10 protein-coding genes and 2 pseudogenes are annotated in these 9,576 nt (G+C 42.3%); 9 read left to right on the top strand and 3 right to left on the bottom strand.

The genetic code is table 11. From position 1 onward, the window contains the following. The 5 genes and pseudogenes from V7K45_RS33025 to V7K45_RS20185 form a co-directional block, all read left to right on the top strand. A pseudogene (locus V7K45_RS33025) lies at nt 1-187 on the top strand (IS4 family transposase); the annotation flags it as partial. 447 nt (nt 188-634) lie between these two features. Next, nucleotides 635-814: a hypothetical protein gene (locus tag V7K45_RS20200; RefSeq protein ID WP_335006519.1), complete on the top strand. Its 180-nt coding sequence runs from the start codon at nt 635-637 to the stop codon at nt 812-814. A 58-nt stretch (nt 815-872) separates the two neighbouring features. Further along, nucleotides 873-1,004: a hypothetical protein gene (locus V7K45_RS20195; protein ID WP_335006517.1), complete on the top strand. Its 132-nt coding sequence runs from the start codon at nt 873-875 to the stop codon at nt 1,002-1,004. A 7-nt stretch (nt 1,005-1,011) separates the two neighbouring features. Beyond that, the gene (locus V7K45_RS20190; RefSeq protein ID WP_335006515.1) at nt 1,012-1,170 is read left to right on the top strand and encodes a hypothetical protein; all 159 of its coding nucleotides are present in this window, start codon (nt 1,012-1,014) and stop codon (nt 1,168-1,170) included. 126 nt (nt 1,171-1,296) lie between these two features. Further along, nucleotides 1,297-2,245 (top strand): annotated as a pseudogene (locus V7K45_RS20185) (IS982 family transposase). Between the two features lie 163 nt (nt 2,246-2,408). On the opposite strand, the gene V7K45_RS20180 reads toward V7K45_RS20185, so the two are convergent. Then, the gene (locus tag V7K45_RS20180) at nt 2,409-2,588 is read right to left on the bottom strand and encodes a hypothetical protein (RefSeq protein WP_335006511.1); all 180 of its coding nucleotides are present in this window, start codon (nt 2,586-2,588) and stop codon (nt 2,409-2,411) included. A gap of 337 nt (nt 2,589-2,925) precedes the next feature. On the opposite strand from V7K45_RS20180, the gene V7K45_RS20175 reads away from it, so the two are divergent. The 3 genes from V7K45_RS20175 (at nt 2,926) to V7K45_RS20165 (ending at nt 6,486) form a co-directional block, all read left to right on the top strand. Then, nucleotides 2,926-4,023 (top strand): sulfate ABC transporter substrate-binding protein, encoded by a 1,098-nt coding sequence (locus V7K45_RS20175; RefSeq protein ID WP_335006525.1) that lies wholly within the window; start codon nt 2,926-2,928, stop codon nt 4,021-4,023. Nucleotides 4,024-4,179: 156 nt separating this feature from the next. Then, nucleotides 4,180-5,199, top strand: a complete 1,020-nt coding sequence (locus V7K45_RS20170) for an isopenicillin N synthase family dioxygenase (protein ID WP_335006509.1) — start codon at nt 4,180-4,182, stop codon at nt 5,197-5,199. A 207-nt stretch (nt 5,200-5,406) separates the two neighbouring features. Beyond that, nucleotides 5,407-6,486 (top strand): TauD/TfdA dioxygenase family protein, encoded by a 1,080-nt coding sequence (locus V7K45_RS20165; protein ID WP_442942017.1) that lies wholly within the window; start codon nt 5,407-5,409, stop codon nt 6,484-6,486. Between the two features lie 641 nt (nt 6,487-7,127). Here the strand turns inward: V7K45_RS20165 and V7K45_RS20160 are convergent. Next, the gene (locus tag V7K45_RS20160) at nt 7,128-8,132 is read right to left on the bottom strand and encodes an aldo/keto reductase (RefSeq protein WP_335006507.1); all 1,005 of its coding nucleotides are present in this window, start codon (nt 8,130-8,132) and stop codon (nt 7,128-7,130) included. A gap of 137 nt (nt 8,133-8,269) precedes the next feature. Between V7K45_RS20160 and V7K45_RS20155 the strand changes: the two genes are divergently transcribed. After that, nucleotides 8,270-8,701, top strand: a complete 432-nt coding sequence (locus V7K45_RS20155; protein WP_335006505.1) for a hypothetical protein — start codon at nt 8,270-8,272, stop codon at nt 8,699-8,701. Nucleotides 8,702-9,241: 540 nt separating this feature from the next. Here V7K45_RS20155 and V7K45_RS20150 read toward each other — a convergent pair. Then, nucleotides 9,242-9,454 (bottom strand): hypothetical protein, encoded by a 213-nt coding sequence (locus V7K45_RS20150; RefSeq protein WP_335006503.1) that lies wholly within the window; start codon nt 9,452-9,454, stop codon nt 9,242-9,244. Nucleotides 9,455-9,576 lie beyond the last annotated feature (122 nt).

The raw sequence follows: 9,576 nt of genomic DNA, 5'->3' as shown, positions 1-9,576 counted from the left end.
AAACTTTTCAATGATTCGGCACAAAGCTTAGAAGAGAAAGTAACAACAGAAAAATTATGGTGTGGTCGAAATGTGAAAGTAATAGATGGCTCAACCGTATCTATGCCAGACACAGTAGAGAACCAAAAAGAATACCCTCAACCTAGTAGTCAAGAAGATGGATGTGGTTTTCCAATTGCTAAAATTGGTGTGATATTCAGTTTGGTGACGGGAGCGGCTGTTGCTTTATGTATCAACGTTATGAACACTCATGATATTAAGTTGGCTAGAAAAATGTACAGCTTTCTCAAACCAAATGATGTGCTTTTAGGAGATAGAGCTTTTTGCGCTTACGCCGATATGTTTACTATCGAAATAGTAAAAAAACATCCGACTATAGGAGCGTGCATCTGTCATAGGTGTCAACTTAAGCTGGAAATAGCTTATCTGTTGGCTGACATCCCCGCCCGTCAATAAATTTTCGGGCTAATAGCTTAAGTCTACTTCAGTAGAGTGGAGATTTTTGGCAATATTTTAGTCATCTAAAGATGACTTTAGCTATGAGACGGGAATTTCAATTCCCGGCGGACGAGCGGTTTCACGTTAAGTTGACACCAATGTGCATCTGTGCGCCCCTACAAATATACAAATAATTTTGCAACTCGAAGAAATGCCTGAGATTCCAGAAAAAAGTTTGCTTGTTTTTAACAAGGTTGACAAAGTAGATAGCGAAACCTGGGCTAGAGTTCAACAAGATTATCCCGAAGCTGTGTTTATATCAGCAACCCAGCACTTCGGTTTAGAGACTTTAAATGCGATCGCTACAACTAATTGACGAACCCGTGAAGGCGATTGCAGTCCTACAAAATTCATACTAACAAGAATAGAATTATATGATACCGACTATCATTGTTCACGGTGGAGCAAAAACCATCACAGATGATAAAGTTGCAGTCAACAATGCAGGCTGCACAGCAGCAGTAGAAGCTGGTTGGGCAGTGCTAATTAGTAGTCTATCGAGCTAATTAAAAGTTGGTTAAGAGTATAGATATATTCAACCGTCTGCGCGAACAAGAAATTCAGATTGGGGTGATACCAAAGCAAGAGGATCGCTGGCTGACTATTGATAAATACGTCAATGGGTGTATTAACGTGAGTTCGACGGATAGAAAAGCCCAAAAAGCCCTCTAGATAGGAATTTGCTTAACTGGGCAGGTGAAGTGCGATGCCTGCGGCGGGCTTTGCCTACGCTACGATTGATTGAGAATCAGCAAAAAAGTCACAAAAAAATGCCGAGACTAAGAATATCTAATAAAAATGAGGGTCTCGGCTGTGTCCACTATTGTATCTCGCCTCGACCAGAGCGCAAATTTTCTGCGACGTAGATGATTTCTGTAATCAATGGGAAAATCTATGGCAGCAAGTACCACAGTTACCATCCACAAGGGGAGAGCGCCGCAGCAAATCAAAAATGCATTAGAGAGAGGTGATGACAATTGCAATCGCATTTCATGGTAGTGGTTATAAGACTTTCAAGGAGTTCTACACGTTGCATGTACTACAAAGTTGGCGTGGAGCGTTTCCCAACTTGGTGAGCTATACCAGATTTGTGGAACTGATGCCTTCTCTTCGAGACGCTGCGCGAAGGTGTTTGATGTTGTTGTGTTGTTTTTTGCATACAATAACGGGAGAAATTACGGGAATTAGTTTTATTGACTCGACTCCAATCAATGTTTGCCATAATTGCCGCGCTCATGCACATAAAGTCTTTAAAGGGTTGGTAAAATGGGGCAAAAATTCCGTGGGTTGGCATAACGGAAGTAAACTTCATTTGATAATTAATGACCAAGGAGAATTGCTGGCATTTAAATTAACTCCTGCAAATGTAGATGACCGAAAGCCAGTACCTGAGATGACTCAAGATTTGATTGGTAAACTTTTTGGGGACAGAGGATATGTTTCACAAAAATTATTTGAAGAGTTATACGAGCGAGGCTTAGAGTTAATTACAAAATCCAAGAAGAATATGAAAAACCGCTTGGTAAAATTGATTGATAAAATTCTTTTACGCAAACGGGCGGTAATTGAGTCGGTCAATGACCATCTCAAAAATATGTGTCAAATAGAACATTCCCGACATCGTAGTGTATTTAACTTTTTAGTCAACTTGATGGCTGGTTTGGCTGCTTACACCTATCTGCCCAAAAAACCTTCGATTGACATTTACCCAAAAGGTTTGCCTGCACTACCTCCTGCCGTTTTTTAGTTCCGTCGAACTCACGTTATATTAATAACCGTGTAGATGTCATCCGCGATGTCATCTGTGCCAGTGAATCGCGTGCGAGGTTATGCTGGCGCTTACTATAACTATCCGCAACTACCTTATACAGCTCGCTGGTTCCAAGTCTGGCGCTTTCATTAAGTTGGCTCTAAACCACCACATGCAATCGAGCGGGTAATTGCTTTCTGTAACTTCCACCTACATCTATCCGCACCGTGGAGAGGCGCTGGTAGCCAGGGATCGCATCGTCATTCAGGTAAATGATAATGTTGAGTTCGATTTTGCGATCGCTGATACTGGCTACTTTGTTGACCCTTTGTCGCGTCAACAAAGTACGGCTCTAATCATATATTTATTTAGCTATACAAGGCAGCTTAAACGTTTTGCAGAAGATTTAAAAGTTAGAACCTTAACAATCTTCGCTCGCTGTCACTACCCTAAAAAAGTGCGAACACTAAGGCTCTTATTTTGGCAAAGTTAAGCCTCTTTGTATGCGTAATCAATATATAGCTTGTTTAAATTTAGGTTAACCAAAGGTTATCTAATGAATGCCAACTATCTTATAATACCTCTAAACTACAGTAAATCTCTCGGCTTACCGAATTTAATAGAGGAGAAAAATTTTGAGAAACAAGCGGCAGCATACTTGGAAGTTAAACAGATATATCACTAAACAAGTTCACACTCGTACTGTTAAAGCTTGGCAAGCTATAAGAAACTGGGGGTTTATATCCCTATTTTTGGCGGGAGTAAGCTTAAGTATAATGATGAGCGCTTGCTCTGGAGCTAATATTGATAACACTGGTAATAGAATCGCCACTTCAGACCGTGATATAAACCTAACGTTTGTTTCTTACTCAGTGACAAAGGCTGCATACGAGCAAATTATTCCACAATTTGTAGAAAAATGGAAAAAAGAGCATAACCAAAATCTGAAGTTTACTGAAAGTTATGATGGATCTGGTTCTCAAACCCTAAATGTGATTGATGGTTTAGAGGCTGATGTGGTACACCTGTCACTGGCTCTTGATGTTGACAAACTAGTTCAGACAGGTTTTATTCAATCGGGTTGGGAAAAAGAAGCACCAAATAATGCAATTGTGACACAATCTGTAGGTGCGATCGCTACTCGTGAGGGGAATCCCAAAAATATTAAAACATGGACGGATTTGACAAGACCAGGAGTGAGTATACTGACAGCTAATCCGAAAACATCTGGTGGTGCGCGATGGAACTTCTTAGGTTTATGGGGTTACGTAACAAAAACTGGCCGGGATGAGAAGCAGGCGTTAGATTTTACTTCTAAAGTTTATAAAAATGTACTTGTGCTGCCCAAGACTGCTCGTAATGCCAGCGAATTGTTCTTTAAACAAGGTCAAGGGGATGCTTTACTCAACTATGAAAATGAAATGATTTTATCCAAACAAAAAGGCGAAAAGTTCTCATACGTTGTCCCTGATGTGAATATATCTATTGATAATCCAATTGCTGTAGTAGATAAGAACGTCGAGCAACATGGAACTCGGAAAGTTGCAGAAGCATTTGTGCAATATCTCTATACCCCAGAGGTACAACGAGAATTTGCCAAAATAGGATTTCGTCCTGTGAATAATACAATAGCAAAAGAATTGGGTAGTAATTTTCCTAAAGTTAAAACTCTGTTTAAAGCAGAAGATTTAGGAGGATGGAACAAGATTCAGCAGCAATTTTTTAATGAAGGTGCTATTTTCGATCGAATCCAAGCTCAGAAGAATTTAAAGTAAATAGTTAAAAATAGATGATTAGGAACATAGACCATAAGCCATATTAGAGAAAAGCTTATGGTCTACGATCTTAGATAAATCTTCAAGCAAAAATTACTATTTAAAGAGCTTGAGTTTAACTAAATTGACTATCATAAAGAGAAAATTAATAAGAGTATGACAATCTTACAAGTTGTGGATAAAAAATTTTCAGAACTTCCCATCATTGATATTAGTCCATTGGTTTCTCAAACTAGCAACTATTCTGATGTAATTGCAGACCAAATTAGACAAGCTCTCCATAATTACGGTTTCTTCTATATTGTCGGACATGGAGTTGATGAGCAACTACAAAAGCAGTTAGAACATCTCAGCCAACAGTTTTTCGCGCAGGATGTAGAAACAAAACTGAAAATTCGTATGGCTCTTGGTGGTAAAGCATGGCGAGGATATTTTCCCGTGGGTAATGAGTTGACATCAGGTAAACCGGACTTAAAAGAAGGTATTTACTTCGGTACAGAACTAGAATCAGACCACCCACTTGTGAAAACTGGTGTACCAATGCACGGTCGAAATCTTTTTCCATCCAATATTCCCCAATTTCGGGAAACAGTGCTGGATTATATCGACTCAATGACCAGACTTGGACACATCCTAATGGCTGGTATTGCTCTAAGTTTGGGGTTAGAAAAGTCCTACTTTGCAGACCTTTATACAAAAAACCCATTGATATTATTTCGGATTTTCAATTACCCTCCCAATTCATCATTCTCTGAATCTAAATGGGGCGTTGGCGAACATACAGATTATGGAGTATTAACTATACTAAAACAAGATAATGTCGGTGGATTACAAGTCAAATTAAAGTCTGGTTGGATAGATGCACCTCCTATTCCTGGTTCATTCGTATGCAATATTGGGGATATGCTCGATCGTATGACACGAGGATTGTATCGCTCAACACCCCACCGCGTTCAGAACCGATCGACAAGTAGTCGCAAGTCATTTCCATTCTTCTTTGATCCCAATTTCAACATTGAAGTCAAACCCATTGAACTCAACGGCATAGTAGTGAATGACGATCAAAGCGATCGCTGGGATAAAGCCAGTGTCCACGAATTTCGCGGGACTTATGGCGATTATCTTCTGAATAAAGTCTCCAAAGTATTTCCAGAACTGCGCCAAACAGTGTTTTAGAGTGCTGTACATAGATAGCACGGCGTTGAGCCAATGCTGAGTAAAAGTTACTAACCTCTAAACGGATCGTCATCTGAAAAAAATTAATACCAAAGGCTCATTTAAGAATGCCGCGATCGCAACTCCAGCAACGTCGCCACCATTAGGGCTGTGATTACAGAGTGTTAAATAGCGATAAATACTACGGTAAATTTATCGGAATAGTGTATGATGCTCTCAGTTCTACTCCCAGCAGAGGAATGTTGCGATCGGATATTGGCAAAATTCCAAAGGAAACAGGCGAGTGTGAACACCACCCTACAGATCAAACTCTGGAGAATCTACATGGGCTACAAACATATAGAAGTTAAACAAGTTGCTGGTTTCATCGGTGCCGAAATCGGTAGCGTAGACCTTTCCCGTCCTCTTTCTGACGAGCAAGTCCAAGAAATCCGTAAAGCGTTATTGAAATGGAAAGTTGTGTTCTTTCGTGGTCAGAACATCGATCATGCTGCCCAGGTTGAGTTCACATCTCGTTTTGGTGAAGTAACTTTCGCGCATCCACTTGGAGAGCCTGAACCAGTCCCAGGATTCCCACAGATCAAACCCGTAGATCGTAAGCTCTATGAAAAGCAGTACGGTTTTCGTACTGGTGGCCCTTGGCACACAGACGTAACGGCAGCTATTAATCCACCAGCAGGTTCAATTTTACGCGCGGTTAATGTCCCCAGCTTCGGTGGTGACACTCAGTGGAGCAATCTGGTTGCGGCTTATGAGGGACTGTCAGCACCCCTACGGGCGCTAGCAGACACATTGAAAGCTGAACATCGCTTTAATGGGGGCGGGTATCAGCCTCGCAACGGCAAATTCGATGAGCGCATTGCTGTTAATCCACTAGTCTCAATCCACCCAGTAGTCAGGGTTCATCCTGAGACTGGCGAACGTGCGTTGTTCGTTAACCCTGGCTTCACCTCGCACATTATTGACGTGTCACCACAAGAGAGCAAACTGCTGCTGGAGCTGTTCTTCAACCAAATTACCAAACCTGCCTACACCACCCGTTTCCGTTGGAATAATGGTGATATCGCGTTCTGGGATAACCGCGCTACTGTGCATTTAGCTCCTCAAGATTTAGATCATTTGGATGTCGAGCGTCTGTTATATCGCACCACCATTACTGGTGATGTTCCTGTTGGAGTTGATGGTTTCCGCTCCCAAGTGGTTCAAGGTGAGGTGTTCAACGCAGAAGTACCAACTGTCTTCAAGCAGAAAGCTGAGTCCAAGGAACCACAAACAGTGCTTTCGTAACCCTAAATTCTGTTAGCTTTCTTCTCTACGAGAGGCTGTCTCTTGAATTCCCCCTTTCCAGGCTGGGAATGTATTTAAAAGAGGTTCTGCCTCTTGTCAAGAAGATCGGAGGCGGCAACCCTCTCAGAATGGGTTCCCAGCCTCTAGGCTGGGAACCAGTCAGAGCAAGGGCTGTATCTTTTATTAGTGCGATTCGGATTTAAACCCTTTTCCCCTTCCCCCTTATCCTTTACCCCGCCAAGTTTTCTTGGCAAACTACTAGGCGATCGCGTAAGTAATGTCATTTAACCTGAATACGCTTACCCGACTGAATAAGACGGAAAAACGACACGACACATCGCAATGCAAAGGTTGGTCAAGTACTAATAGTTCGCCAAGTGAACTTTGCGGGGTAAAGGGGAAGGGGTAAAGGGTTTAAATCCCTTAACCTTTTCCCTTTTCCCTTTACCCAACCTCCACCTAGCATTTTTGGGTTGGCAGACTACTAATACCAATTTGAAAAATGATTGCGACAGATGGGAAACTGAAACACTTATCCAATGGATGTTTCACAATCCAAAATCTAAAATCGTTCGACTGAGCGTAGCCGTTCGCGTAGCGTTCCGCAGGAAAGTCTAAAATCCAAAATGGTATAAGTTGCTCTATGGGCGATTTCCCCAAGGGTACTCATGCCCTAAGATCGGATGGGGTGTGTAAGGTTCTTCTAGGAATTTGCGCTCTTGATCGGACAGTTCTAAATCCACCGCCTCGACAGCCTCTTTGAGATGTTCGATCTTGCTAGCGCCTATTATGGGAGATGTTACACCTGGTTGATGCAATAGCCAAGCTAGGGCAATTTGTGTGGGTTTAACCCCTCGTTTTGTAGCTAATTCAACTACGCGCTCAACTATTTGAAAATCTGAATCTTGATAGTAGAGCTTGTGAGCGAATTCATCAGTTTTTGCACGTAGTGTTTGACCATAGTCTGACTTGCTGCGATTCCCTGACAAAAAGCCCCGCGCCAGGGGACTCCAAGGAATAATACCAATCCCTTGATCTTGGGCTAGAGGTATGACTTCTCGTTCTTCTTCTCGATAGATTAGGTTGTAGTGATTTTGAATTGATACAAAGCGAGTCCAGCCGTGAATGTCCGCTGTATAAAGGGCTTTGGCAAACTGCCATGCGTAAACACTAGAAATCCCCAGGTAACGGACTTTACCTGCTTTCACAAGATCGTGAAGTGCTTCTAGGGTTTCTTCGATTGGTGTCTCATAGTCCCAACGGTGAATTTGGTATAAGTCTACATAATCGCTCTGTAGTCGCCGCAAAGAAGCATCAATGCTATCAAAAATATGTTTGCGAGATAGTCCGCGATCGTTTGGACCATCGCCGACTTTACCATGTACTTTGGTAGCAATAACAACCTGATCTCTGTTTGCAAAGTCTTTGAGCGCTCGCCCGACAATTTCTTCACTAGCGCCCAACGAATAGACATCGGCGGTATCAAAGAAGTTAATCCCCAATTCCAAAGCCAGTTTTATAAATGGGCGACTTTCTTCTTCTTCTAATACCCATTGGCGCAATTTCCGGGAGCCATAAGTCATCGTGCCGAGGGTGACACGCGATACTTTGAGTCCAGTTTTGCCAAGATTTACATATTTGATCATACTGTCTGCTCTACTTTTGTTGGGATACTTAATTAATAACGTTGTGACATTTCTACAGCCAGTTAAGAAGTGCAATTGGCTCGATTGGTGTGTCCTCAGAGGCTGTAGTGTTAGCTAATTGTTAATGAATCAATAGAATGTTGTTACCAGAGGCTTTGCACTTTTCTTGTACACTCGATCTGCCTAGCTGGTGCAAAGCTATGAGCATTACTTTGCAACAGCTAGGATCTAATTTACTATATACCAATCGAGTTACCGGAGTTAATGACTATAAGATTAAGAATTGCATATATAGCTGTAGCCAATACAGTCTCGTACTCAGGGACAGTAGGCGATCGCACAAGCAAGACAATCTTAGTCCTGATGAAAAGATAGGTATCTGCAAACTACCACAGTCGAAAGAAGAATATGCCCTCAAAGAAAGCCCTAGTAGTCTGCCAACCCAAAAATGCGCTTGTGAGGGCTGGGGAAAGGGGAAAGGGGAAAGGAAGCCTGCGGCAGGGAAAAGGGGAAAGGGTAAGCGCCTTCTGGTGCGATCGCTGCGCGAACGGCGCAGGGGAAAGGGTTAAATTCTTCCCTTTCCCCTTTGCCCTTTAACCTTTTCCCCTCTTGATCTTCCCTTCCCCTTTCCCCCTTACCCTTTACCCTGCCAAGTTCACTTGGCGAACGGCGCAGGGGAAAGGGTTAAATTCTTCCCTTTCCCCTTTGCCCTTTAACCTTTTCCCCTCTTGATCTTCCCTTCCCCTTACCCTTTACCCTGCCAAGTTCACTTGGCGAACTACTAGCTATCTAATTGCTATTTCAGGGCTTGAGACTCAAGCACAGTAAGAAGTTCCTGATGTTGATTAACATCTTGTATTGTGCTAACTGGATTACGATGAAGGCGACGTTTTTGTTGGCGAAGAACTGCCGCCAAAGTTAATCTATGATGTTGAGTTTTATACTCTGTTATAAGTACTTGCTGAATTTGTGCGAGTAACTGTTTTTTCCTTTCGGCTAAGAATAAAACTTGATATTGTCCAAAATTGCGCAATTCGGCAGTTGAGTTGATTTGTGCCCACTAATTCGCCGTTGACGGCGACGCAAATGGCTGAACATCGTTTCCATTTTCAAGTTATCTGGCGGCAAGCCTGGGATATCATAGCAGTGCAATAAGTTAGTCCCGTATTTGTTCCATGCCGTTGTAACTTTTTGTTGAAAGCAAACTGTGCCGGATGGTGTTGAGGGTCAGGAACAAACAGCTGTAGTAACTCTTCCATTTCGCGCCGAACTTTAAGGCGAGACAAGCGATCGCCATTTTCCACAGCTAAAACTGAAATCACTTTTTTAGGAGTTGTAACTATTCCTTTGTCCTCTTTACCCAAATTGTCCAAACTGAATCAAAGTATTCTAATTTGGCAGTGCTGCATCCATATAAAAAAGCTCTTATGCAGCGATTGGGGTG

The organism is Nostoc sp. (assembly GCF_036917375.1).
GTDB lineage: Bacteria > Cyanobacteriota > Cyanobacteriia > Cyanobacteriales > Nostocaceae > Nostoc.
This window is presented reverse-complemented; position numbering and strand designations above follow the sequence as displayed.

What these genes read in the sequence shown, in the direction of transcription:
- V7K45_RS20195 (WP_335006517.1), top strand. Translation starts at nt 873, where the DNA reads ATGATACCGACTATCATTGTTCACGGTGGAGCAAAAACCATCACAGAT.
- V7K45_RS20170 (WP_335006509.1), top strand. Translation starts at nt 4,180, where the DNA reads ATGACAATCTTACAAGTTGTGGATAAAAAATTTTCAGAACTTCCCATC.
- V7K45_RS20165 (WP_442942017.1), top strand. Translation starts at nt 5,407, where the DNA reads ATGATGCTCTCAGTTCTACTCCCAGCAGAGGAATGTTGCGATCGGATA.
- V7K45_RS20160 (WP_335006507.1), bottom strand. Translation starts at nt 8,132, where the DNA reads ATGATCAAATATGTAAATCTTGGCAAAACTGGACTCAAAGTATCGCGT.
- V7K45_RS20155 (WP_335006505.1), top strand. Translation starts at nt 8,270, where the DNA reads ATGTTGTTACCAGAGGCTTTGCACTTTTCTTGTACACTCGATCTGCCT.